This is a genomic window from Mycobacterium sp. SMC-14, assembly GCF_046250075.1.
Taxonomy (GTDB): Bacteria; Actinomycetota; Actinomycetes; order Mycobacteriales; family Mycobacteriaceae; genus Mycobacterium.
On the sequence record NZ_CP176429.1, the window covers coordinates 2,631,490 to 2,655,188 of the forward strand.

Annotated in this window: 22 protein-coding genes and 1 pseudogene; 2 read left to right on the forward strand and 21 right to left on the reverse strand. The window is 68.4% G+C overall.

The window, feature by feature from the left end:
* Positions 1-4: 4 nt before the first annotated feature.
* The 10 genes from ACKY0W_RS12245 to ACKY0W_RS12290 all read right to left on the reverse strand — a co-directional run bounded on the left by ACKY0W_RS12245 (position 5) and on the right by ACKY0W_RS12290 (position 11,830).
* Positions 5-2,716, reverse strand: coding sequence for a fumarate reductase/succinate dehydrogenase flavoprotein subunit (locus ACKY0W_RS12245; protein ID WP_409434275.1), 2,712 nt, complete (start codon positions 2,714-2,716; stop codon positions 5-7).
* Positions 2,713-3,444 carry an ABC transporter ATP-binding protein gene (locus ACKY0W_RS12250; RefSeq protein WP_409434276.1) on the reverse strand — a complete coding sequence of 244 codons (732 nt, stop codon included), beginning with the start codon at positions 3,442-3,444 and terminating at the stop codon, positions 2,713-2,715. Before ACKY0W_RS12250 ends, ACKY0W_RS12245 begins: the two co-directional genes overlap by 4 nt.
* Positions 3,441-4,289 (reverse strand): ABC transporter permease, encoded by an 849-nt coding sequence (locus tag ACKY0W_RS12255; RefSeq protein ID WP_409434277.1) that lies wholly within the window; start codon positions 4,287-4,289, stop codon positions 3,441-3,443. The genes ACKY0W_RS12250 and ACKY0W_RS12255 overlap by 4 nt, the downstream gene beginning before the upstream one ends.
* A complete protein-coding gene (locus ACKY0W_RS12260) occupies positions 4,286-5,647 on the reverse strand; it encodes an ABC transporter substrate-binding protein (RefSeq protein WP_409434278.1) in 1,362 nt (453 codons plus the stop codon). The genes ACKY0W_RS12255 and ACKY0W_RS12260 overlap by 4 nt, the downstream gene beginning before the upstream one ends.
* Before the next feature lie 24 nt (positions 5,648-5,671).
* Complete coding sequence (locus ACKY0W_RS12265) at positions 5,672-5,899, reverse strand: ferredoxin family protein (RefSeq protein WP_406759286.1); 228 nt, start codon at positions 5,897-5,899, stop codon at positions 5,672-5,674.
* Positions 5,896-6,636 (reverse strand): GntR family transcriptional regulator, encoded by a 741-nt coding sequence (locus ACKY0W_RS12270; RefSeq protein ID WP_409434279.1) that lies wholly within the window; start codon positions 6,634-6,636, stop codon positions 5,896-5,898. The genes ACKY0W_RS12265 and ACKY0W_RS12270 overlap by 4 nt, the downstream gene beginning before the upstream one ends.
* Positions 6,637-6,808: 172 nt before the next feature.
* Positions 6,809-9,547, reverse strand: coding sequence for an aminotransferase class I/II-fold pyridoxal phosphate-dependent enzyme (locus ACKY0W_RS12275; protein ID WP_409434280.1), 2,739 nt, complete (start codon positions 9,545-9,547; stop codon positions 6,809-6,811).
* 40 nt (positions 9,548-9,587) lie between these two features.
* The gene (gene nusB, locus ACKY0W_RS12280; RefSeq protein ID WP_409434281.1) at positions 9,588-10,145 is read right to left on the reverse strand and encodes a transcription antitermination factor NusB; all 558 of its coding nucleotides are present in this window, start codon (positions 10,143-10,145) and stop codon (positions 9,588-9,590) included.
* Between the two features lie 2 nt (positions 10,146-10,147).
* On the reverse strand, positions 10,148-10,711 hold the full coding sequence (gene efp / locus ACKY0W_RS12285; RefSeq protein WP_024442176.1) for an elongation factor P: 564 nt from the start codon (positions 10,709-10,711) through the stop codon (positions 10,148-10,150).
* A gap of 15 nt (positions 10,712-10,726) precedes the next feature.
* Positions 10,727-11,830 carry a M24 family metallopeptidase gene (locus ACKY0W_RS12290; protein ID WP_409434282.1) on the reverse strand — a complete coding sequence of 368 codons (1,104 nt, stop codon included), beginning with the start codon at positions 11,828-11,830 and terminating at the stop codon, positions 10,727-10,729.
* A gap of 33 nt (positions 11,831-11,863) precedes the next feature.
* Between ACKY0W_RS12290 and ACKY0W_RS12295 the strand changes: the two genes are divergently transcribed.
* Positions 11,864-12,586 (forward strand): B-4DMT family transporter, encoded by a 723-nt coding sequence (locus ACKY0W_RS12295; RefSeq protein WP_409434283.1) that lies wholly within the window; start codon positions 11,864-11,866, stop codon positions 12,584-12,586.
* On the opposite strand, the gene aroQ is transcribed toward ACKY0W_RS12295, so the two are convergent.
* The 11 genes and pseudogenes from aroQ to ACKY0W_RS12350 all read right to left on the reverse strand — a co-directional run bounded on the left by aroQ (position 12,547) and on the right by ACKY0W_RS12350 (position 22,856).
* Complete coding sequence (aroQ, locus tag ACKY0W_RS12300; protein WP_406759280.1) at positions 12,547-12,996, reverse strand: type II 3-dehydroquinate dehydratase; 450 nt, start codon at positions 12,994-12,996, stop codon at positions 12,547-12,549. The genes ACKY0W_RS12295 and aroQ overlap by 40 nt on opposite strands.
* On the reverse strand, positions 12,993-14,099 hold the full coding sequence (gene aroB, locus ACKY0W_RS12305) for a 3-dehydroquinate synthase (RefSeq protein WP_409434284.1): 1,107 nt from the start codon (positions 14,097-14,099) through the stop codon (positions 12,993-12,995). The genes aroQ and aroB overlap by 4 nt, the downstream gene beginning before the upstream one ends.
* A 101-nt stretch (positions 14,100-14,200) precedes the next feature.
* Positions 14,201-14,716: pseudogene (locus ACKY0W_RS12310) on the reverse strand (shikimate kinase); the annotation flags it as partial.
* A gap of 3 nt (positions 14,717-14,719) precedes the next feature.
* The gene (aroC, locus tag ACKY0W_RS12315) at positions 14,720-15,937 is read right to left on the reverse strand and encodes a chorismate synthase (RefSeq protein WP_409434285.1); all 1,218 of its coding nucleotides are present in this window, start codon (positions 15,935-15,937) and stop codon (positions 14,720-14,722) included.
* A gap of 123 nt (positions 15,938-16,060) precedes the next feature.
* Positions 16,061-16,444, reverse strand: coding sequence for a hypothetical protein (locus ACKY0W_RS12320; protein ID WP_406759277.1), 384 nt, complete (start codon positions 16,442-16,444; stop codon positions 16,061-16,063).
* A 185-nt stretch (positions 16,445-16,629) separates the two neighbouring features.
* A complete protein-coding gene (locus tag ACKY0W_RS12325; protein WP_409434286.1) occupies positions 16,630-17,058 on the reverse strand; it encodes a prepilin peptidase in 429 nt (142 codons plus the stop codon).
* Between the two features lie 10 nt (positions 17,059-17,068).
* Positions 17,069-17,905, reverse strand: a complete 837-nt coding sequence (locus tag ACKY0W_RS12330; RefSeq protein WP_409434287.1) for a shikimate dehydrogenase — start codon at positions 17,903-17,905, stop codon at positions 17,069-17,071.
* Positions 17,883-19,073 (reverse strand): endolytic transglycosylase MltG, encoded by a 1,191-nt coding sequence (gene mltG / locus ACKY0W_RS12335; RefSeq protein WP_409434288.1) that lies wholly within the window; start codon positions 19,071-19,073, stop codon positions 17,883-17,885. The genes ACKY0W_RS12330 and mltG overlap by 23 nt, the downstream gene beginning before the upstream one ends.
* A 76-nt stretch (positions 19,074-19,149) precedes the next feature.
* Positions 19,150-19,683, reverse strand: a complete 534-nt coding sequence (gene ruvX, locus ACKY0W_RS12340) for a Holliday junction resolvase RuvX (protein WP_409434289.1) — start codon at positions 19,681-19,683, stop codon at positions 19,150-19,152.
* Complete coding sequence (alaS, locus tag ACKY0W_RS12345) at positions 19,680-22,373, reverse strand: alanine--tRNA ligase (RefSeq protein ID WP_409434290.1); 2,694 nt, start codon at positions 22,371-22,373, stop codon at positions 19,680-19,682. Before alaS ends, ruvX begins: the two co-directional genes overlap by 4 nt.
* A gap of 84 nt (positions 22,374-22,457) precedes the next feature.
* Positions 22,458-22,856 carry a secondary thiamine-phosphate synthase enzyme YjbQ gene (locus ACKY0W_RS12350; RefSeq protein ID WP_409437763.1) on the reverse strand — a complete coding sequence of 133 codons (399 nt, stop codon included), beginning with the start codon at positions 22,854-22,856 and terminating at the stop codon, positions 22,458-22,460.
* 215 nt (positions 22,857-23,071) lie between these two features.
* On the opposite strand from ACKY0W_RS12350, the gene ACKY0W_RS12355 reads away from it, so the two are divergent.
* Positions 23,072-23,692: a hypothetical protein gene (locus ACKY0W_RS12355; RefSeq protein ID WP_409434291.1), complete on the forward strand. Its 621-nt coding sequence runs from the start codon at positions 23,072-23,074 to the stop codon at positions 23,690-23,692.
* Positions 23,693-23,699 lie beyond the last annotated feature (7 nt).

Consider the following 23,699-nt stretch of genomic DNA (forward strand, 5'->3'; position numbering starts at 1 on the left):
CCAGTCAGCGTACTGACCCGGCCGCCTCCTGCAAGGCCCGACGCGCATACGCGCGAACGTCAGCGTCGTTGTCCTTGACCGCGATCCCCAGCGCATCGTGGGCGGCGACGTCGGATTCCGCCCAGCGGGTCAGCCCCAGCACGGCGGCCTTGCGCACGTCGAGATGCGGGTCCTCCAGTGCCACGGTCAGCAGCGGCACCGCCGCCTCGGCGTCCGCACCGACCAGCGCGCGGGCCGCGCCGACCCGCACCTGCCATGCCGACTCGCGCAGTGCCGGCGTGACGACGGCGAGGTCCTGCGGCCCGCAGCCGATCTCACCGAGCGCGGCCAGCGCGGCCGCACGGACCAGCGGGTCCGGGTCGCCGATCAGGACCCGTACGGTATCGGCCCCGGCGCGCAAAGTCGCCAAGGCGTTGGCCGCGGCGATGCGCACTTCGCGGTTGCCGTCGCCGGCGCCGATCGCCACCGTCACCGCGTCGTCGACCGAGACCAGTGCGCGCACCGCTTCGATCCGCACTCGGTGGTCGGGGTCGGCCAGTGCGGCCCGGTAGTGCGCCGGGTCCCCGATCCGCCGGCTGGACAACACGTACACCACGCAGGCCCGCACCACCGGATCCGGCGAGCTGCGCTGCGCACCGGCCAACTCCGGGTCCGCAACCACTTCGACGAGCTCACGCGCTCCGTCGGCAGCCGTCCGGCGCACCGCGGCGTCAGCATCGGCGAGCGCGCCGAACAGCGCAGCGGCGTAGCCGTCGGGAGTGTGCTCGCTCAGCGCGGCAACCGTGGTACGGCGTACCGCCGGATCGGGATCGGCGAGGAAGCCGGCCAGATCGGCCAGCGTCGGCTCCTCGAGTGCGACGACCGCCGCGATGCGCGGCGACGGCGGGTGCACCGCAGCCGGTGCCGCAACTCGCGACCCCGCGGTCGCCGGTGCCTGGCCCCCCAGCAACGGCGGCTGCGAGACCGCATGCACCGACTGATCCGTCGGGGGCAGCCCATCGAGTTCGGGGACGGCCACGAAGTAGGGCGCAACCGGCCGCTTGAGGAATTCCATGGCGCCGTCGGCACGTTTGCGCACGTTGAGGTGGTAGCCCCACTGAGTGTCGTCACGGCCGGGCAGGTCGGCACGGTCGTGGTAGAGGCCCCAGCGGGACTCGGTACGGGTCAGCGAAGAGCGGGCGGCCAGCTCCGCGCAGTCCCGGATGAAGGACACCTCGACGGCGCGCATCAGCTCGTGCGGGTTGCGGGCGCCCATCTGGGCGATCTCGCCGCGCATCCGCTCGAAGGTCTGCACCGCCAGCGACAGTTTGGCAGCCGACTTCGGCGGCGCCACATAGTCGTTGACGAACCGGCGCAGCTTGTATTCCACCTGCGGCTGCGGGGGCCCGTCGGGGTGGCGAAACGGGCGATAGATCAGCTCATGGGCCTCGGCAAGCTGGTCGGCCGGCAGGTCCTGCGGCGCCGCGACCTCGCCCAGCGTGGCTGCCGCATCCGCACCGGCCAGGTCGCCGAACACGAACGCGCCGATCATGTAGTTGTGCGGCACGCAGGCCAGGTCGCCTGCGGCGTACAGCCCCGGAACCGTAGTGCGGGCATTCTCGTCGACCCACACCCCCGATGCGGAATGCCCCGAGCACAAACCGATCTCGGATATGTGCATTTCGATGTCGTGGGTGCGGTAGTCGTGACCGCGGTTGGTGTGAAAGGTCCCCCGGGTGGGCCGCTCGGTGGTGTGCAGGATGTTCTCCAGCGCCGAGAGCGTCTCGTCGGGCAGGTGCGACACCTTGAGGTAGATCGGCCCGCGCGCCGAGTCGATCTCGGATTTGACCTCGGCCATCATCTGTCCCGACCAGTAGTCGGAGTCGACGAATCGCTCCCCCAGGGAGTTCACCTGATAGCCGCCGAACGGGTTGGCCACGTAGGCGCAGGCAGGCCCGTTGTAGTCCTTGATCAATGGGTTGACCTGGAAGCATTCGATACCGGACAGCTCGGCGCCGGCGTGATAAGCCATCGAGTAACCGTCGCCGGCATTGGTCGGGTTCTCGTACGTGCCATACAGATAGCCCGACGCCGGCAGCCCGAGGCGCCCACACGGCCCGGTGGCCAGGATCACCGCCTTGGCGCCGACGGCCACGAATTCGCCGGTGCGGGTGTGCAATGCGGCGGCACCGACCGCCCGGCCGTCCCGGGTGAGCACCCGCACGGGCATCAGCCGGTTCTCGATGCGGATCCTCTCGCGCATCGAGCGTTGCCGCAGCACACGATAGAGCGCCTTTTTGACGTCCTTGCCCTCGGGCATCGGCAGCACGTAGGAGCCGGAACGGTGTACGCGGCGCACGGCATACTCGCCATGCTCGTCCTTTTCGAACTTCACCCCGTAGCGTTCCAGCCGCTGCACCATCGCGAAGCCGCGGGTGGCGGTCTGATAGATGGTGCGCTGGTTGACGATTCCGTCGTTGGCGCGGGTGATCTCGGCGACGTAGTCCTCGGGTTCGGCCTTACCGGGAATCACGGCGTTGTTGACGCCGTCCATACCCATGGCCAGCGCCCCGGAGTGGCGCACGTGGGCCTTTTCCAGCAGCAGCACCTGGGCGCCGTGCTCGGCGGCGGTGAGCGCGGCCATGGTGCCGGCGGTGCCGCCGCCGATCACCAGCACATCGCAGTCCAGCCGCTGCGGTGTCGCGACATCCGGGATCTGCCGGAAGTCCTGCGTCATGAGTGCTCCAATGCGGTGAGGATGGCGGCACGCAGTCCGGGTTCTGCTCGGCCACTGCGGGGTTCGGGAACCTCGACAAGCGCCCGCAGCGGCTGCCCGGCGCGCCCGAGCACCGCCACCCGGTCTCCGAGTGCCAAGGCCTCGTCGACGTCATGGGTGACGAACACGATCGTGGTCGGGTGGGATCGCCAGGTGGCGATCAGCAGCGCCTGCATGGCAGCGCGGGTGGCGCTGTCCAGCGCCCCGAACGGTTCGTCCATCATCACCGCGCGGGGCGCCCCGGCCAGGCCGCGGGCCAGCTGAACCCGTTGCCGCATCCCGCCGGAGAGGCTTTTCGGCAGATAGTCGCCGAAACCGGTCAGTCCCAGCTCGGCGATCCACCGGTCGGCTTGGGCCTGCCGCCCGGTGCGCGGCACCCCGCGCAGCCGCAGCGCCAACTCGATGTTGGAGCGCACCGAACGCCACGGCAGCAGCGCGTTGTCCTGAAACACCACGCCACGGTCCCGCGAGGTGGTCCTGACCTCGGCGTCGTCGGCCAGCACCCGCCCCTGATCGGGAAGCAGCAGCCCGGCCAGTGCGCGCAGCACCGTCGACTTGCCACAACCGGACGGACCGGTCAGCACCAGGATCTCGCCGGAGCGCACGGCCAGGCTCAGCTCGTCGATCACCGGAGAATCGGTGTAAGACAACCGGACCCGGTCCAGCGTCAGGCTCATGCCGACCGTCATCGCCCGTTCTCCTCGCTGCGCGGCAGCCAGCGGGTAAGCCGACGCCCGACCGTCTCCACCGCAGCCGAGGTGGCGAACCCCAGCACGCCGATGGTGATGATGCCGACGAACACGTCCGGGTAGGCCAGCACGGTGTAGGCCTGCCAGGTGCGATATCCGATGCCCAGGCGCCCGGAGATCATCTCCGCGGAGATCACGCAGATCCACGACACCCCCATGCCCACCGAGAGCCCGCCGAACACGCCCGGCAGGATGCCCGGAATCACCACCTGGCTCAACACATCCCAGCGTCCGCCGCCCAGGGTCCGGACCGAGTCCTCCCACAGTGTGGGCAGCGCACGCACCGCGTGACGGGTGCTGACCAGGATCGGGAAGAAGGCGGCCAGGAACGTGATGAACACAATGCCCTGTTCGCTGGCCGGGAAGAGCAGGATCGCGACCGGGACCAGCGCGATGGCCGGGATCGGCCGGATCAGTTCGGTGAGCGGGCCGACGACGTCGGCGGCCACCCGCGATCTGCCCAGCAGGATGCCGGTGGCGACGCCGACCGTCGCGGCCAGGCCGAATCCGGTGAGGATCCGGATCAGCGACTGCGCCAGATCCAGCCAGTACGCCTCGGTGCCCAACCGGCGCACCAGCGTGGTGAAGACCTCATCGACGGTGGGCAGCGTGTCGAACCGCAGCCACCACCGCACGTCGGCGACGGTCAGCAACTGCCACAGCCCCAGTGCGGCCGCCACCGAGACCAGCCGCAGCAGCCACGATCGCCGTAGTGTCCGGACCCGGCGCGGCACCGCGCCGACCGGGGCAGCCGCGGCCGGGGCGCCGGTGAGGACCGCGGTCATGCCGCACCCGCCAGGGCCTGCCGATAATCCACCACAACGCCACCCGGATGGGCGGCGACATAGCGCCTCGCCCCGGCGGTCGTGTCGAAGGGCAGGTAGTGCGTACCGTCGCGAACCCACGCCGATTTGTCGGCGAACCATCGCGTGCCCAGTTCGGCATCGTGGACGTAGGCGGCCCGCAGGCGATCGCCGCGCGCGGTCGCGGCCCGCACGGCGTCCAGCAGCGCGTCGGAATCCGGCACCGCCACGGTGGTTTCGGATCCATCCAGCCAGAGCTCGCCGCCGACCGTCCTGGGTTTGTCGACCTCGGCGACCGTCTTGACGTAGTCCAGCTTTCGCGCATCGAACACCGCGCGCAGCGGCCTATCGTCGACAAACCCATCGACGTCGAAGTCATCCAGCTCGGCGAAGTCGCCGATCGACTTGAGGTAGGGCACGTCGTTCTTCAACGCGGCGACCAGCTGCGGCTTGAGGGTGGCGTCGAACGAGGTGCCGCCCGGCCCGTTGTAGAGGTAGACGACTTCCTGCGGTAGCCCGCTGCCCTCGGCGACGATGCGGGCCGCCTCCAGCGGTTTACGTTTCAGGAAGTCGGTGGCATCCAGCTGGGCTTGCAGGAATGCGTCGAGCACTTCGGGGTGCGCCCGCGCGTAGCTTCGGCGTACCACCACCCCGTGCAGGGTCGGGTAGCCCAGTTCGGCGCCGTCGTAGAGCAGGCGTGCCCTGTCCTGATACACCAGCAGGCCGGGCCAGGCGACGAATTGCGACAGGCCTTGAACCTGACCGGATTCCAGCGCTGAGGCGCCTACCTGCGGCTGCTGGTTGAGCACCTCGACGCCGGTTCCGGTGCCGGCCAGTGCGCGCAGCAGCGTGCCGTGGCCGGCCGAGCCCACACTGGCCGACACCTTGGCCCCGGCCAGGTCGGCCAGGGTGTCCGCACGGGAGTCGGGGGCCACCACCACCATGTTCAGCGCACCGGCGGGGTGGTATCCGGTCACCGAAACGATCGCGGTGCGGGCCTGCTCGTTGGACCGCGTTCGGACGCCGTTGACCAGCATGGGGTAATCCCCCATCGAGCCGATGTCGATCTTCTCGGCGAGCATCTGCGCGGTGATCGGCGCCCCGGTGTCGTAGTCCTGCCAGTCGACTCGGTAGCGAGTTCCCGTCCGGTCGGTGATGTCCGCGAGCCGGCGCTCCAGGTAGCCGCGAGCGCGCAGCAACGTGCCCGCGGTCGCGGTGTTGATGGTCTTGGACTGATAACCCACCACCACGTCGACGGAATCACCCGCCGTCGGGGAATCCAGCGAGCATCCGGCCAGGGCGAGGACGGCGCTGGTCAGCAGAATGAGGGATCTCTTCATGAAACACCTTGATGGTCAATGCATTCAGCGAATGAGATAAGGCATGTTGACGGTTACGGCGCCGGTCGGACAGCGCGCCGCACACGGCCCGCAGTACCAGCACTCGTCGACGTGCATGAAGGCCTTGCCGTTCTCCGGGTTGATCGCCAGGGAATCGAGCGGGCAGATGTCGACGCACAGCGTGCAGCCGGAGATGCACAGTGATTCATCGATCGTCACGGGGACGTCGGCACGGCCGTTGACCAGTGTCATGGATAGCTCCTTGTCAGGGTGCCGCGCATGGTGACGCGGTCACCGCGCATCCGGATGTATTCGAGATCGACGGGCCGGCCGTCCTCCAGGCTGGTGAGCCGTTCCAGCATCAGCAGGGCCGAGCCGCCGGGAAGCTGCAGGATCGCCGCGGTGTGCGGGTCGGCGGGAATCGCCTCCAGCGCCAGGGTCGCATCGCCCAGGCGCTGGCCGCTGATCTGTTCGATCAGCGGAAACACGTCATTGGACTCCAAGGGGTGGGCCAACACAGCAGCGCCGATATCGGGTGCCAGATAGGTCTGATCCAGGCTCAGCGGCACGTCACCGAGGTAGCGCAGTCGTTCGATGAAGACCACCTGGGCACCGGCGCCCAGCCCCAGCCGCCGGGCGACCGACGGCGGAGCGTCCACCGTCGTCGCCACCCGCACCTCGTTGCGCACTTCTTGCGCATCAAAGGTCTCCTGCAGGCCGCGCAGTGAGTCCAGTCCGTGGTCGTATTTGTGCTGGGCCACGTGGGTGCCGGTTCTGGGACCGCGGTGGATCAGTCCTTCGGCCTTCAGCGCCGTCAGTGCCTCACGAACGATGTTGCGGGAGACAACGAATTCCGTGGCCAGCTCCGGTTCACCGGGCAAGCCGTCGTCGTAGGCGCCGGCATGGATCTGATGGCGCAGCACGTCGGCGACCTGCCGGGCCCGATCCGCGCGGCGAATCGGCTGCGATGCGACGTGGGTTCCGGCCATGCAGACACGCTAAGGGCCACCGCCTCGGCGACCCCAGAGCTGCGAATTCCGCTGATCGGGGGCTAAAACTCATTGCGCCACCCGCCCGCTGCGGGCTGCCAGCGGAAACCTCCTGATGTCGGTGCATTGCGCCGCCGCGGCGCCCGCGGCCTTGGTAACAATCGCGGTGAGGCTAACCGGCCACATCCGGTGCCCGCCCATAGCGCGCCAGGGCCTCGGGAGTGAACACCGCCAACCCCAGCTCGGGGTTGTAGCCGTGAATCTCTTTCACGTCGAGTTCGGCCAGGAAGTACAGGATCTCCTTGGAGATCACCTGACCGGGAACCAGCACCGGGAAGCCGGGCGGGTACGGCACGACGAAGGTGGTCGAGACCAGGGTCTTGCCGTCGGCGACCCGGCGGCCGGCGTCCCCGAGTAGCACGTGCTCGCGGTCGGCCTCTTCGTAACCGCCGTAGAACGCCGCACGCATGTCGCCGATCGGGCTGGTGCCGCCGGGACGGAACGCCGGCGCGAACGCGCTGAAGTCGGGCAGCGGCGGCAGGTCCTCGGTGATCTCGGTGACCCGGCGGCGCTGCAGCGCGCGGTCATCGGTGCTGGCCGCGTTCCAGGCGCGGTCCAGTTCACCGGCGACCCGGCGCAGCGCGTCGAGCAGGTAGTGCACGCTGGACCACGTGACGCCGATGGTGAAGATCAACAGCACCGAGTTGATCGACGTCTTGTTGATCTGAATTCCGAACCGCTGCATCAAGATCTTCTCGCGGAAGTCGTAGCCGGTCATCCCAGTCTTACCGACATTCAGGGTGACCCGGGTGGGGTCGAGGACGAATTCGTCGGAACGCCAGGCCTCATTCCACTCCGCCAGCGCACCCTGGCGTACCTCCCGGTAGGAGCTGACTGTCGATTCCCGGAATCGGTCCGGCACCAGATCACTCTCGTCCAGGATGTGGAACCACTTGCTGATCAGCCGGTCCTTGCGGACCCGGTGGCGAAACACCAACGCCATGTCGTAGACGCGCCGAACCATGTCGAAGCCTTCGATGTCCACCTGTCGGCGGGCCAGGTCCAGTGAGGCGAGCAGCTGCTGGTTCGGCGAGGTAGAGGTGTGGGTCAAAAACGCCTCGGCGAACGATTCGCGGGCCAGCGCGTTGAAGTCCTGATCCCGGACATGGATCATCGACGCCTGCCGCAGCGCCGACAGCGACTTGTGGGTGGAGTGTGTCGCGTACACCCGCACCCGCGCCGACGGGTGCGGCAGCAGACGGTGCTCGCTCCACTGGTCGCGGTCGATGCCTTCCATGCTGTCGTGCCACGCCTGGTACTCCTTGGCGTAGTGCGCCGAGCCCAGCTTGGCCTCCAGTCCTTCGGCGGCGACCATGGCGGTGCGTTGCCGAGCCCACGGCACCGCGGTCGCAAACGCGTACCACGCCTCATCCCACAGAAAGCAGATGTCGGGCTTGATCGCCAGGATCTCCTCCATGACCCGGCGGGGGTTGTAGACGACGCCGTCGAAGGTGCAGTTGGTCAGCAACAGCATCCGGACCCGGTGCAGCTGGCCGGCGGCTTCCAGGTCGAGCAGGGCACGTTTGATGGTGCGCAGCGCCACCGCTCCGTAGATCGCGAATGGCGCCAGCGGGTAGGCATCCAGGTAGAGCGGGTACGCGCCGGCCAGCACCAACCCGTAGTGGTGCGACTTGTGGCAGTTGCGGTCGATCAGCACGATGTCACCGGGCCGCGTCAGGGCCTGCACGACGATCTTGTTGGCCGTCGAGGTTCCGTTGGTGACGAAATAGGTGTGGTCGGCGTTCCAGGTCTTGGCGGCCTTGTTCATCGCCACCCGGATGGTGCCGTGCGGGTCGAGCAACGAGTCGAGGCCACCGGAGGTGGACGAGGTCTCGGCCATGAAGATGTTGCGGCCGTAGAACTCTCCCATGTCCTGCAGCGAGCGAGAGTTGAAGATGCTGGCGCCGCGCGCCACCGGAAGCGCATGAAACTGCCCGACGGGTTCGGACGCATAAGCGCGCAGTGCGTCGAAAAACGGTGTGGCGTAGCGCTTCCGGATGCCAGCCAGCACAGTGCTGTTCAGGTCGGTGACGTCGTTGAGCCGGTAGAAGCTTCGGTCATAGACGTCCGGCTGGTCTTCGGCGTCGGCGGCGATCGATTCGTCGGTGAGCAGGTACAGATCGATGTGTGGCCGCAGCAGACGCATCCACTCACCGCATTCGATGGCGTCGCGGCCGCAGCCGACGGTCGTCGGATCGTCGTCGGCACCGAGCAGGGTGGTCATCAAGGGCACCCGGTCGCGTGACCGCAGCGGCAGGTCGTGTCGCACGATCGCGGCCTGGATCTCGCCGTTGAGCGCGACCGCGGTGACGGCATCCTCGACGCTGGACACCACGAGCAGTTCGATCTGCACGTCGTCGTCGGGTTTGCGCAGTCGGCGCAGGCTTTCCGCCAGGCTCTCGGGCACATCCGGCGGCGAGTCGTCGGCCAGCAACACGGTGTAGAACTGCTGCTGGCGGGCCTGGGCCACCAGTTCCTGGTCAGACAGCGGCAGACCGAGATCGAACAGCGCCGCCCGATCGCCGTAGTCCGACAGCAATCGCACCACCAGCGACACCCGCTCGGTCAGCGACACCGTCGCCATCGACTCCAGATAGCTCCGGAAGGCAGCCAGGTTCACCGCGCCGGGGAACAACCAGTACCGCTCATAGGCGCCGAGTCGGTCGAGTAGGCGCTTTACCCGCGCCGCTTCGTGCGTCGTGTCCAGGCCGGCCCGGTTGGCCTCGGCCAATTGCCGGCAGGCGTCGTCGAGCAGGTTCCAGGTATCGACCCGCGAATACGACGGGTTGGCCACCGCCGCCAACGCCGATACCCGCAGTCTCCGATTCGGTGCGTCCCAACCCTCGCCCATAGGGCAAGTGTGCCTGCGCCGCGGCGACGCGGGGGCCGGTTCAGTCCGCTGAGTCGGAGTCCGGTTCGTCGTCAGCGTCGATGTCGGCGTCGGCGTCGGCGTCGGCGTCGGTGTCGGCGTCGAGAGACGCTGTCGCCCCCCGGACCGCCAGCGACGCGGCCCGCAACTGCGGCGTCACCAGCATCACCTGGCCCAGCACGCCATTGACGAACCCGGGCGACTCATCGGTGGACAACTCCTTGGCCAGCTTGACCGCTTCGTCCACAGCGACCGGCTCCGGCACGTCGTCGGCGTGCAGCAACTCCCAGATCGCCACCCGCAGAATGGCCCGGTCCACCGCCGGCAGCCGCTCCAGTTTCCAGCCCTGCAGGTGCGAGGTGATCAGGTCGTCGATATGGGCGGCGTGCTCGGTCACCCCGCGGGCCACCGTGACGGTGTACGGGTGCAGCGGTGACACGTCGGGCTGCTCACTGGCCAGCGCCGTTCGCAGCTCCGCGCCCTGCGCCGGGGTCAGTCCCCGGGCTTCGGACTCGAAGAGCACGTCGACGGCACGCTTACGGGCTTGGTGCCGGCCTTTAACCGGCTTGCCAGCAGGCATGGTCAGGAGTTAACCCGTCCCAGGTAGCTGCCGTCGCGGGTGTCGACCTTCAGCTTGTCTCCGGTGTTGATGAACAGCGGCACGTTGATCTGGGCGCCGGTCTCCATGGTGGCCGGCTTGGTGCCCGCGCTGGACCGATCGCCCTGCAGACCAGGCTCGGTGTGGGTGACCTCCAGCTCGACGCTGACCGGCAGCTCCAGGTACAGCGGGACCCCGTTGTGGAACGCGATCTGCACCAGCATGCTCTCCAGCAGGTAGTTCGCCGAGTCACCGACCAGCGATTCGGGCAGCGGGTGCTGCTCGTAGTCCTCGCTGTCCATGAACACGAAGTCGTTGCCGTCGCGGTACAGGTAGGTGGCGTCGCGGCGGTCGACGGTGGCGGTCTCCACCTTCACGCCGGCGTTGTAGGTCTTGTCCACGACCTTGCCCGACACCACGTTCTTGAGCTTGGTGCGCACGAAGGCCGGACCCTTGCCCGGCTTGACGTGCTGAAACTCGGTGATCTGCCACAACTGGCCGTCGATCACCAGCACCAGCCCGTTTTTGAAGTCAGCAGTTGAAGCCACGGTCGTTCACGTCTCCTAGAGAATGGTCAGTTCCTTGGGGAACCGAGTCAGCAGGTCCGGGGCCTGCCCGGCAGTATCAGCGACCACGAGCGTGTCCTCGATACGGACCCCGCCACGATCAGCCAGATAGACGCCGGGCTCTACGGTCACCACAGCACCGGCAAGCAGTGTACCGTCGGCCGCCGCATTGATTCCGGGCGCTTCGTGAATCCGCAACCCGACCCCGTGACCGAGGCCGTGGCCGAAGGTCTCGGCGTAGCCGGCCTCGGCGATCACCGTGCGCGCGGCCGCGTCGACCGCGCGCAGTTCCGCACCCGGTTGCAACGCCTCGCGACCGGCCCGCTGCGCCGCTTCGACCACCCGGTAGATCTCGCGTTGCCAGTCGGCGGGCGGCCCCAGCACGAAGGTGCGGGTCATGTCGGAGTGGTAACCGGCCACCAGGGCGCCGAAGTCGATCTTGACGAAGTCACCGGCGGCCAGCACGGCATCGGTGGGCCGGTGATGCGGAATCGCCGAATTGGGGCCGGTGGCCACGATCGTCTCGAACGACGCGGCGTCCGCGCCGTGGTCGAGCATCAGGGCCTCCAGTTCCCGGCGGACCTCGCGTTCGGTGCGCCCCGGCCGCAGGCCGCCGCGCTCCACCAGATCACCCAAGGCCGCGTCGGCAGCCTCGCAGGCCAGCCGCAACAGGGCCACCTCGCCGGCGTCTTTGACCTCGCGCAGCGCCTCCACGGTGTTCGAGGCCCGCACCAGCTCGACGGCGTCCTCGATCCCGCACAGGGCAGTCGACAACGCCTCGTACCCGTCCACGGTGACCACGTGACCCTCAAATCCCACCCGGCGCGCGCCAGCCGCCGCAGCCTGCGTGACCAGGTATCGGGCCCCGGCCCGTTCGATCGCGACCTGCAGGTCGGGGGCCTGCCGGGCAGCCTGAGTGCGATAGCGGCCATCGGTCGCCAGCACCGACGGCCGATCGTCGGCATAGACCAGCAGCGCCCCGGCCGACCCGGTGAATCCGGACAGATAGCGCACGTTGATCAGGTCGGTGACCAGCATCGCGTCCAGGTCTGCCGCGCAGATCTCGGCACTCAGACGCGCCCGACGGGAGGAATGTGTCACGCGGTGTGACGGTACTCGCTACGCTGTGGCCCCATGAGCAAGTGGTTTCTGCGCGGGCTGGTGTTCGCTGCACTGATGGTCGTGGTCCGCCTCATCCAGGGGGTGCTGATCAACGCCTTCGAGGCGCAGGCCGGTCTGATCAGCCTGACGTTGATGATCTTGTTCGCGATCGCGGTGTTCGTCTGGGGCCGTTCCGACGGCCGCGCGGACGCCAAGGCCCACGCCGATCCGGACCGGCGCGATGACCTCGCGATGACCTGGCTGGGTGCCGGCCTGGTCGCCGGGCTGCTCAGCGGGTTCGTCTCATGGCTCATCGGCCAGGTCGTCAAGGCGCTCTACATCAGCACGTTCTTCAACGAGCTGACCAGCTTCGCGGCCTTCACCGCGCTGCTGGTGTTCGTGGTGGCAGTGGCCGCCGTGGCGCTGGGCCGCCGCGCCATCGACAAGGAGTACGAGAAGCATCCCGAGCGCCGCCCGGTCCCGGCCGCCGAGGCCGAGAGCCAGCCGGCGACCGACGTGTTCGCCACCGTCGGCGCTCCCGCGCTGGCCGCCGAAGAGGCCGGCGCCGCGCAGACCGAGGCCGCCGCGCCTTCCGTCGATGCGACGCTGGGCAGCCCTGCCGGTCTATCTGGGGGCTTCACCACCGAGGAATTCCCGGCCGACGCCGACGCCACCACCGAGATCCCCGTGATCGAGGACAACGGCGTCACCGAAGCTCAGTCGGACGACTCGCCCTCCGACGACTCGACCAAGTAGCGCAGCGCCAAAAGGTAACCGCGCACCCCGAAGCCGACGATCACCCCGTTGGCAATCGGGCTCAGGTAGGAGTGCCGCCGAAAGTCTTCGCGGGCATGCACATTGGAGATGTGCAGCTCGATGAGCGGGGCGGGCAGTTCAGCGCAGGCGTCACGCAGCGCCACCGAGGTGTGGGTCAGCCCGCCGGCGTTCAGGATCACCGGTTCGGCGGCGTCGGCCGCGGAATGAATCCACTCCAGCAGCTCGGCTTCGCTGTCGCTTTGGCGCACCACGACGTCGACCCCGAGTTCGGCCGCTTCCCGCTCGATCAACGCCTCGAGGTCCGCATAGCTGGTGCTGCCGTAGACATCCGGCTCACGCCGGCCCAACCGCTGCAGGTTAGGGCCGTTGATGACGTTGATCCGGTTCATCGCCGCTCCAATCGGAATCGCCGTCCCACCTCGTCGTAGGCGGCCGCCAGCAGCATCGGGTCGGGTCCTTCCAGCCGGCCCGGCTTCGCCAGACCGTCGAGCACCACGAACCGCAGTACGCCGGCCCGAGTCTTCTTGTCCCCCATCATGTATTCCAGCAGCGCCGGCAGCGCGTCCTCGTAGTAGCTGACCGGCAGCCCGAGCGACAGCAGGATCGAGCGATGCCGGTCCGCGGTCGCGTCGTCGAGACGTCCGGTGATGCGGGCCAGCTCGGCGGCGAACACCAATCCCACGGACACCGCGTCGCCGTGGCGCCATTGGTAGTGCTCCAGCGCTTCGATCGCGTGCGCCAGAGTGTGGCCGTAGTTGAGGATCTCGCGAAGGTCCGACTCTTTCTCGTCGGCGGCGACCACCTCGGCCTTGACGGTGATGGCACGCCTGATCAGCTCGCCCAACACCTCTCCCGCCGGATCCATCGCCGCCACCGGATCGGCCTCGATCAGGTCCAGGATCACCGGATCGGCGATGAAGCCGGCTTTGACGATCTCCGGCATGCCCGCGACGATCTCGCGCTGCGGCAACGTCTCCAGGGTGGCCAGGTCGACGACGACGGCGGCGGGTTGATGGAACGCACCGACTAGGTTCTTGCCGGCTTCGGTGTTGATGCCTGTCTTGCCGCCGACCGCGGCGTCCACCATGGCCAGCAATGTGGTGGGCACATGCACGATCGAAATACCGCGCAACCAGGTCGCCGCCGCGAATCCCGCGACGTCGGTCGCGGCGCCGCCGCCGAGGCTGACCAGGGCGTCGCGGCGGTCCAGGCCGATGCGGCCCAGCACGTCCCAGATGAAGCCCAGCACCTGCAGCGATTTGCCATCCTCGGCGTCCGGGATCTCGATGCGGTGCGCCTCGATCTCCTTGTCGGCCAAGAACGTTCGGATACCCTCCGCGGTCGCTTCCATGGTCGGCTGGTGCAGGATCGCGACCTTGTTACGCCCGGCGAGCAACCCGGCGAGATCACCGAGCAGGCCTTTACCGATCACCACCGGGTACGGCGGGTCGGTGGCCACCGTCACGGTGATCGGCTCGGGAATGTCGGTCACTTGCGTCCTCCGGTCTGTCGGGCGGCCAAGGTGGCGGGTGTGGGCCGGGTATCCGGCGGGGCGACAGGGCCTGTTGCCGCCGGTTGTGGGTGTGTCCGGCCGGCGGGTGCGCCGGCCTCCAGCCGAGACACGATATAGCGCACCACCGCACCCGGGTTACGCCGGTTGGTGTTGACGCGGATCGTCGCGAGCCTGCGGTACAGCGGCACCCGCTGCGACATCAGCTCGCGAAACTTCTCGGCCCGGCCGGGACCGGCGAGCAGGGGCCGTACCGTGCTGCCGCTGGTGCGCCGCACGCCTTCGGCGGCACTGATCTCCAGGAACACCACCGTGTGTCCGGCCAGCGCATCGCGCACCCCGGGGCTGGTGACGGCTCCCCCGCCAAGCGACAGCACACCGGCATGCTCGTCCAGCGCCTCCCGAATCACGTCTTCCTCGATACGACGGAATTCGGGTTCGCCATCGGTGGCGAAGATGTCGGCGATGGTACGACCGGTGCGAGCCTCGATGGCGGCATCGGTGTCGAGCATCTCAACGTCGAGGGCCTTGGCCAGGCGCCGTCCTATCGTGGACTTGCCCGCCCCGGGCAACCCCACCAGAACCGCTCTGGGCGCCATGGGCTACCCCGAGGCCCGTTCCTGGTCGCCCGCGGGCACGCGGTCGGCGACCGAACGTCGGTAGGCCTCGATATTGCGCCGGGTTTCGGTCAGCGAGTCGCCGCCGAACTTGTCCAGCGCGGCGCGGGCCAGCACCAACGCCACCATGGCTTCGGCCACCACACCGGCGGCGGGCACCGCGCACACGTCGGAGCGCTGATGAATCGCGACCGCTTCCTCGCCGGTGGCCATGTCTACGGTGGCCAATGCCCGCGGCACCGTGGAGATCGGCTTCATCGCCGCACGCACCCGCAGCGGTAGACCGTTGGTCATGCCGCCCTCGAGCCCGCCGGCCCGGTTGGTGGAGCGCACCACTCCGTCGGGGCCGGGGTACATCTCGTCATGGGCCGCGCTGCCGCGCCGGCGGGCGGTGGTGAAACCGTCACCGATCTCGACACCTTTGATGGCCTGGATGCCCATGATCGCCGCAGCCAGTTGACTGTCGAGGCGGTCATCACCGCTGATGAAGGAGCCCAGGCCGATCGGCAGGCCCGACACGACCACCTCGACCACACCGCCCAGGGTGTCGCCGTCGGCCTTGGCCGCCTCGATCTCGGCGATCATGGATTCCTGGGCGCCCGCGTCGAAGGCACGCACCGGGCTGGCATCGATAGCGGCCAGGTCGGCGGGTTGCGGCACCGGACCGTCGTAGGGGTCGGAGGCGCCGATCGAGATCACATGGGAGATCACCTGAACACCCAGGGCCTGGTCCAGGAATGCCCGGGCAATGGTGCCCGCGGTGACGCGGGCGGCCGTCTCGCGTGCGCTGGCACGTTCGAGCACCGGGCGAGCGTCATCGAAGCCGTATTTGAGCATGCCGGCGAAGTCGGCGTGGCCGGGCCGTGGCCGGGTCAGCGGCGCGTTGCGGGCGCCGCCCTCGCTGTCCAGCACTGCCGGGTCGACCGGATCGGTCGCCATCACCGTCTCCCACTTGGGCCACTCGGTGTTGCCGATCTCGACGGCGATCGGGCCGCCCAGGGTGATGCCGTGGCGTACCCCGGACAGCACGGTGACCGCGTCGGCCTCGAACTTCATCCGGGCACCGCGGCCGTAGCCCAGGCGGCGGCGAGCCAGCTGATCGGCGATGTCAGCCGAGGTGACGGCCACTCCGGCGACCATGCCCTCGACCATGGCCACCAACGCGCGACCGTGTGATTCCCCGGCGGTTATCCAACGCAACACGTGTCCCATCTTCCCATGCCGGTCAGGCCCGCCCGGGCTTGGAGGAGTTTACGGTTGCCCACACAGGCCGCTCAGCGCAGCGACAACCGGGATTCGATCCGGTTCGCGACCCGTTAGCCGGGTTCAGGAACCGTTTTTGAGGATCAGGTAGGTGACGGCGTCGGGGCCGTTGCTCGGCGAGGTCACCGCATTGAGCTGACTACCCGCATTGCCGACCACCCCGTCGAGGATCTGGTCGAAGTCCTCCGCGGAGGTCTCCGGGTCGATCAGCACTAACGGCGATTCACCCGGCGGGACAGCGGAACTCGGGTCGAGCAGGTAGCCGCCGAAGGAGTCCGCGTTAGCGGCCGAGGTCTGCGCAAACAGGTCCAGCCACTGCACGGTGGCGTCGTTTCCTTCGGCACTGGACAGCTGAATCGCCGGAACCTGCACGTCAGGCAAGGACGGTGATGCCATGTTGCTGGCAAGAACGATGCCCCCACCGACGGCAACCACAGCAGCTGCCACGCCCCCAACTACAGCTCGCTTCACGGTCACCCCCTCTGGCTACGCACCGGTCAGCAGCAGTTCAATACGGTCAATGCTACCTAATAATGGGCTGAGCGGCAAACGTTTCCTGGCAAGGTCACAGTCGACGTTAATTTGCGTTCCCTGAGCTTTATCCCACGAACGGCGGTCGGCACGCACCCGGTTCAGGACATCCCCAGTACCGCTGCCACCGCGCTGGCCAGGCACATCGACGGTCCGTGCGGCACCGCCCGCCCGCGGCCCGCCATGGCCACGCCCAGCCCGCACAGGCCGGTCAGCAGGGGCGCGGACACCGCGGCCAGCAGCCACACGTCGGCACCGAAGGAGCCGGTCAGCGCGCCGAGCGCGACGGCCAGCTTGACGTCGCCGGCACCCAATCCTGCCGGGTCGATCAGGTGAACGACCAGGTAGACCCCGGCGAGAGTCGCCGCGCCGGCCAGCGCCGCGGGCCCTCTGCCGACTCCGGCCGCCACCGCCGGCACCAGCACCGCTGCGGGCAGCGTCAACCAATTCGGCAGCCGGCGCTGCCGGATGTCGTAGCCACTCAGCAGGGTCAGCCACACCAGCACTGAAGCCGCCGCCACCACCTCCATTGCGCCATGCTCAGGCGAGGTCGGCCACCGCGCAAGTCATCTCGGCGCGGGGCGCGGGCCGGCCGGTGAACAGCTCGACCTGAGTGAACGCCTGGTGCAACAGCATCTGCAGGCCGCTGATCACGGTGCCGCCGGCGGCCGCCACCGACGCTGCCAGCGGCGTCGGCCACGGGTCGTAGATGGCGTCCAGCAGCACCGGCACCCCGGCCAGGGCCGGCGCATAGCGGGCGGCGACGTCGGCCGGAAGGGTGCTGACCAGCACCGAGGCATCGGTGGCCGCCGCGGCCAGGCCGGGGCCATCGAGTGCGCAGACGCGAGCCGGCACACCGGCTTCTGTGGCCAACGCCACCACCCGGGCGGCGTTGTCGGCGTTGCGGGCGGCCACCGTGATGTGGTCGGCACCCAGTTCGGCCAGTGCCACCACCGCCGCCGGGGCGGTGCCGCCAGAGCCCAGCACGATCGCTGCCCCCGACACCGGACCGGCCGAAGCGAGCGCACCGCTCACCCCGTCGACGTCGGTGTTGTCGGCCAACCATCCGGTTGCGGTGCGGACCAGCGTGTTCGCCGAGCCGATGCGCTCGGCGCGCCGGGTGCGTTCGTCGGCGAACGCCAGGGCCGCGAACTTGCCCGGCATGGTGACCGAGACGCCGACCCATTCCGGTCCGAAGCCGGCAACCAGCGCCGGCAGCTCCTCGGCCCCGCACTCAATGCGCTCATAGGTCCAGCCCTGCAGGCCGAGCGCCCGGTAGGCCGCCAGATGCAGCTGAGGTGACCGCGAGTGGGCGATCGGCGAACCCAGCACCGCGGCCCGGCGCGGCCCGAGGTCAGCGGGAGCTGTCGAGGACACCGTTGTCCAGCGCCATCTCGATGTTGTTCAGATGCTGCTGATAGTTATGGGTGAACAGAGTGGTGCCGTCCTTGTCGATCGTCACGAAGTACAGCCAGTCGCCGGGCTCGGGATGCTCGGCGGCATGCAGCGCGTCCGTTCCCGGTGAGCAGATCGGGGTGGCGGGCAGACCATCGGAGGCGTAGGTGTTCCACGGCGTCACCTTGGCCCGGTCGGCGTCGGTGGTGGCCACCTCCTGGCGGTCCAGCGGATAGTTGACCGTCGAGTCGAACTCCAGCCGCTGCGGCTCCCCCAGCCGGTTGTCGATCACCCTGGCGACTTTGGCGAAGTCATGCGGCAGGGCTTCGCGTTGCACCAGCGATGCCACCACCAGCATCTCGTAGGGGGTCATGCCCAACTGCTCGGCGGTGCCGGGAAGGCCGGACCTATCCAGCTCCGCACTGCTCTGGCTGATCAGTTTCGCCAGCACGGTCGGTGCCGGCGCGGTCGGGTCGACGTTCCAGGTGCCCGCCGTGATCAACCCCTCGATGCGGCGGTGGTCACGGCCCATCTTGCTGACCGGCCCGAGCGCCCACTCCGGCACGGACAGCGCCTGCGGTGTCTCGGTCTCCGCAGCACGACGCAGGTCTTGGGCTTTGACACAGGTGCGATCGCCGTTGAGGTCCAAACAGCTGGCCTCGGCGATCAGGGTGAACACCCCCGGGGTTACCCGGTCGGTCTTCATGTCGGTGGTGTCGTCGAGCTGACGGCCCTCCGGAATCACCAGCTTGCCCACCCGACTCTTCGGGTCGGTGAGCTGCTGTACCGCTGTGGCGGCCGGGATCTCCGCCCGCAACCGGTAGAAGCCGGGCTGGATCGCCGCGATGGCGGCGTTGCCCTGCGCGGCATGCAGGAACGTTCCGACGTTGGCGATCACACCGGCATCCAGCATCGTTTCCGCGATCGCGGTGGTGAAGTCGCCCTCGTGCACCTCGATCAGTACCTGCTGGCCGCCCTCGCCGGTGAAGTCGACGACGGGACCGCTGGAGTGCCAGAGCTTGGATGCCAGAAAAACGCCGGCGATTCCGACCAGGACGACCAGGGCGACACCAAGTCCGCGGGCCAGCCGGCGGTGCCGGTTGTGCTGGCGCCGCCGGCGGTTCTCCCGCGCGCGCTCGGTGCGACTCATTCGGCGCCTCGGGGGTCCGACCGCTACCGGTTGGGCCTTGTGCCCAGGTTTGTCGTGAGCCGTCCCGGGTCGCTGGTCAGACACCGTCGTCCTCCGTCGGCACAGCCGGGGCCGGTGAGTTCAGGGCCCGGCGCTGGTCGAGCCAGCTCTGCAGGATCGTCACCGCGGCGGCCTGGTCGATCACCGAACGCTGACGTTTGGAGCGCACCCCGGCCTGATGCAGTGACCGCGCCGCGCTGACGGTGCTCAGGCGTTCGTCGGCCAGCCGCACCGGGGCGAGCCGACGGCGCCCGGCCAGCACCCGGACCAGGTCGTCGGCGACCGCGATGGCGTCCTCGGCGGCCGAGCCCGCTCGGTTGGCCAGGGTGCGGGGCAATCCCACCACCACTTCGACGACGTCGTACTCGTCGGCCAGGTCGGCCAGCCGACGCAGGTGCGAACCGGATGCGTGTCGGCGCACGGTCTCCACCGGCGTCGCCAACAGTCCGTCGGGGTCGCTGCACGACACCCCGATACGCACACTGCCCACATCCACCCCGAGCCGTCGTCCGCGGCCGGGATCGTCCGGCCCGCCGGGCCGGTCCGGGGTGCGATGGTGGGGTGAGGTCACGCCGGCGTGCTCCGGGCGACCGCCGCGCGGACCGCCGCCAGCGCGGCTTCGATCCCGGTGGAGTCCTTACCGGAGCCCTGTGCCAGGTCGGCTTTGCCGCCGCCGCGTCCGGATACCGCTGCCGCCAGGTCTTTGACCAGGTCGTCAGCGCGCAACCCAAGCTCTTGTGCGGCAGCGTTGGTGGCGACTACGTAGGGAACGCTGTCCTCACCGTCGGCGATCAACGCCACCACTGCGGGCTCCTCGCCCAGCTTGCCGCGGATGTCGCCGACCAGCGAACGCAGGTCGCCACCGCCGATCCCACCCGTCATCCGCTGCGCCACCAGGCGCACGTTACCGATTTGTTCGGCGCTGGCGGCGGCATTCGACGCAGCGGCGCGGGCATTTGCCAGCCGGGCCCGGTCAAGTTCCTTCTCGGCGGCCTTGAGACGCTCGACCAGGTTTGCCACCCGGGCCGGCACATCTTCCGACGGCACCTTGAGCGAGGAGGCCAGCCCGGCCATCAGCGCGCGCTCTTTGGCCAGATGCCGGAACGACTCCAGCCCGACATAGGCCTCGACACGGCGCACCCCGGAGCCCACCGACGATTCACCCAGGATGGTGACCGGACCGATCTGCGCCGAATTGTGCACATGGGTACCACCGCACAGTTCCAGTGAGAACGGCCCGCCGATCTCGACGACCCGCACCTTCTCGGGGTATTTCTCGCCGAACATCGCCATGGCGCCCATACTCTTGGCCTTCTCCAGGTCTTCGGTGAAGGTGTGCACCTCGAAGTCGGCTTGGACCGCCTCGTTGGTGACTTCCTCGACTTGCTGACGCTGGTCGTCGGTGAGCGCGCCCTGCCAGTTGAAGTCGAATCGCAGATAGCCCGGCCGGTTCAGCGATCCGGCTTGAACGGCGTTGGGGCCCAATACTTGTCGCAGTGCGGCGTGCACCATATGTGTACCCGAGTGGCCCTGCGTGGCACCCTTGCGCCAGGCCTGGTCCACTGCCGCGGTGACGGTGTCCCCCTCGACGAACTCGCCGGAGGTGACGTTGACCCGGTGCACGAACAATGTTTGGGCGATCTTCTGCACGTCGGTGACGGCCGCACGGGCCGTTCCGGCGCTGATGGTGCCGGCGTCGGCGATCTGCCCGCCGGCCTCGGCGTAGAGCGGCGTGCGATCCAGCACCAGCTCGACGTTGTCCGCGGCCATGCCCTTCTGGTCCTCGTGCGACACCACCGGCACTCGCTTGCCGTCGACGAAAATGCCCAGGATGCGCGCTTCGGTGGTGAGCTCGTCGAAGCCGGTGAACTCGGTGGGGCCGGCGTCGATCAGTTCCCGGTAGGCGCTCAGGTCGGCGTGGGCGTGCTTGCGCGCGGCGGCGTCGGCTTTGGCGCGCTGGCGCTGCTCGGCCATCAAGCTGCGGAAGCCGGCCTCGTCGACCTGCAGGCCGGCCTCAGAGGCCATCTCCAGAGTGAGTTCGATCGGGAAACCGTAGGTGTCGTGCAAGGCGAAGGCGTCGCTGCCCGACAGCACCGTGACCCCGGCGGACCGAGTGGCTGCCGCGGCGTCCTCGAACAGCTTCGAGCCTGAGGCCAGGGTGCGGTTGAACGCCGTCTCCTCGGCTACCGCGATCCGGTTGATCCGGTCGAAGTCGGTGATCAGTTCCGGATACGACGGGCCCATCGCGTCGCGCACCGTCGCCATCAGATCACCGACGATTGCGTCGTCGATGCCCAGCAGCTTGGCCGAGCGGATCACCCGGCGCAGCAGCCGGCGCAGCACGTAGCCGCGGCCGTCGTTGCCGGGGCTCACCCCGTCGCCGATCAGGATGGCCGCGGTGCGGGAGTGGTCGGCGATGATCCGGTAACGCACGTCGTCGGCGTCGTTGCCGGTGTTATAGCCACGCGGCGCCCGGGTGGCGACCAGATCGATGACCGGGCGAACCAGGTCGGTCTCGTAGACGTTGTGCACGCCCTGGAGCAGGAACGCGACCCGCTCGATGCCCATCCCGGTGTCGATGTTCTGCCGCGGCAGCGGCCCGAGGATCTCGAAGTCCTCCTTGGAGGTGCCCTCGCCGCGCTCGTTCTGCATGAACACGAGGTTCCAAATCTCGATGTAGCGATCCTCGTTGGCGACCGGGCCCCCGTCGACACCGAACTCCGGGCCGCGGTCGTAGTAGATCTCCGATGACGGACCACACGGCCCGGGGATGCCCATCGACCAGTAGTTGTCGGCCATGCCGCGGCGCTGAATCCGTTCGAGCGGCAATCCGGCGATCTCCTGCCACAGCGCGATGGCCTCGTCGTCGTCGAGATAGACCGTGGCCCATATCCGTTCGGGGTCCAATCCGTAGCCGCCGTCGGCGACGCTGCCCGTCAGCAACGTCCAGGCCAGCTCGATCGCCCCGCGCTTGAAGTAGTCGCCGAACGAGAAGTTGCCGGCCATCTGGAAGAAGGTGTTGTGCCGGGTGGTGATGCCCACCTCGTCGATATCCGGAGTCCGTATGCACTTCTGGATGCTGGTGGCGGTGGCATACGGCGGGGTGCGCTGGCCCAGGAAAAACGGCACGAACTGCACCATGCCGGCGTTGATGAACAACAAGTTGGGGTCATCAAGGATCACCGATGCGCTCGGCACCTCGGTGTGGCCCGCTTTCACGAAGTGATCGAGGAAGCGTTTCCTGATCTCGTGTGTCTGCACTATCTATCGCTTCCCGCCGTCTCGCCCATTTAGACGGCACTACAGTACCGGGCTGCCGATCGTGTTCTCAGCAGGCAAGGATCCTCAGGTGGCGCCGGCGCCGACAAAGCTCAATCGCACACTTCGGCGAGGGTTATCGCGGTTCAGGTCGACCAGGACCACCGACTGCCAGATGCCCAGCAGCGGCTCACCGGCAGCCACCGGCACCGTGATCGAGGGCGCGACGATCGCCGGCAGCACGTGATCGGCGCCGTGTCCCGGCGAGCCGTGGGCGTGCCGGTAGCGATCGTCGCGCGGTAAGAGCCGCTCGAGCGTGTCGACCAGGTCGGAGTCTGACCCGGCGCCAGTCTCGATGATCGCCACCCCGGCTGTCGCATGCGGCACGAAGACATTGCACAGGCCGTCACCGTGTCCGGCGCAGAACGACCGCACCTGGTCGGTGAGGTCGACGGTACGACGCCGGGCGGTGTCGACCTCGAGCACTTCGGTCTTCATATCTGCAAGCCTACGGACGTTCCCGCGGGCTCCGTCAGCAGACGCAACCTCGCTCTTTGGGTCCAGCTGTGCGAGTTGGCCTCTGGTCGACGCGCATCGCGAGACAGGCCGAATTTCCTATTGTCACACCCCGTTCGGCGGAGGAGGGTGGTACGTGGGCCGGTGGCGCCACCGGGGCGCTGCCCCGTTCAAAGGAGCAAATCGTGTACGCACGCTCCACCACCGTGATCGCGCAATCCTTACCGCTTGACGCGGGGGTTGCGCATATTCGCGACGAGACCATGCCTGCACTCCAGCAGATCGATGGGTGTGTGGGTGTGTCGCTGTTGGTCGACCGACAGACTGGCCGCTGCATCACTACCAGTTCGTGGGAGACCGAGGAGGCGATGCACGCCAGCGCAGAGCTTGTCAGGCCGATTCGGGACCGGGCCGCGATGACGTTCGGCGGATCGCCCACCATCGAAGAATGGGATATTGCGGTGCTGCACCGCGATCACCACACGCACGCCGGGTCGTGTGTACGGGCCACCTGGGTCAAGGTGCCACCGGAACGGATGGACGAAGGCATCGAGTACTACAAGTCATCGGTTCTACCGCAACTCGAGGGCCTCGACGGGTTCAGCAGCGCGAGCCTCATGGTTGACCGTGCATCGGGCCGCGCAGTCTCGTGTGCCACCTTCGACAGCCAGGCGGCCATGGAGCGAAACCGCGATCGGGCGGCCGAGCTCAAGACCCAATCGATGCGGGAGGCCGGCGCTGACGAACTCGACGAGTGCGAGTTCGAACTGGCACTGGCTCATTTGAGGGTGCCCGAACTGGTGTAGCGGGCCG

Excerpts from the sequence above, each read along its gene's own strand:
- ACKY0W_RS12325 (WP_409434286.1), bottom strand. The coding sequence starts at position 17,058 with ATGGAGGTGGTGGCGGCGGCTTCAGTGCTGGTGTGGCTGACCCTGCTG.
- ACKY0W_RS12260 (WP_409434278.1), bottom strand. The coding sequence starts at position 5,647 with ATGAAGAGATCCCTCATTCTGCTGACCAGCGCCGTCCTCGCCCTGGCC.
- ACKY0W_RS12245 (WP_409434275.1), bottom strand. The coding sequence starts at position 2,716 with ATGACGCAGGACTTCCGGCAGATCCCGGATGTCGCGACACCGCAGCGG.
- ACKY0W_RS12270 (WP_409434279.1), bottom strand. The coding sequence starts at position 6,636 with ATGGCCGGAACCCACGTCGCATCGCAGCCGATTCGCCGCGCGGATCGG.
- ACKY0W_RS12295 (WP_409434283.1), top strand. The coding sequence starts at position 11,864 with ATGAGCAAGTGGTTTCTGCGCGGGCTGGTGTTCGCTGCACTGATGGTC.
- ACKY0W_RS12255 (WP_409434277.1), bottom strand. The coding sequence starts at position 4,289 with ATGACCGCGGTCCTCACCGGCGCCCCGGCCGCGGCTGCCCCGGTCGGC.
- nusB (WP_409434281.1), bottom strand. The coding sequence starts at position 10,145 with ATGCCTGCTGGCAAGCCGGTTAAAGGCCGGCACCAAGCCCGTAAGCGT.
- aroQ (WP_406759280.1), bottom strand. The coding sequence starts at position 12,996 with ATGAACCGGATCAACGTCATCAACGGCCCTAACCTGCAGCGGTTGGGC.
- ACKY0W_RS12250 (WP_409434276.1), bottom strand. The coding sequence starts at position 3,444 with ATGACGGTCGGCATGAGCCTGACGCTGGACCGGGTCCGGTTGTCTTAC.
- mltG (WP_409434288.1), bottom strand. The coding sequence starts at position 19,073 with ATGAGTCGCACCGAGCGCGCGCGGGAGAACCGCCGGCGGCGCCAGCAC.
- ACKY0W_RS12275 (WP_409434280.1), bottom strand. The coding sequence starts at position 9,547 with ATGGGCGAGGGTTGGGACGCACCGAATCGGAGACTGCGGGTATCGGCG.
- ACKY0W_RS12265 (WP_406759286.1), bottom strand. The coding sequence starts at position 5,899 with ATGACACTGGTCAACGGCCGTGCCGACGTCCCCGTGACGATCGATGAA.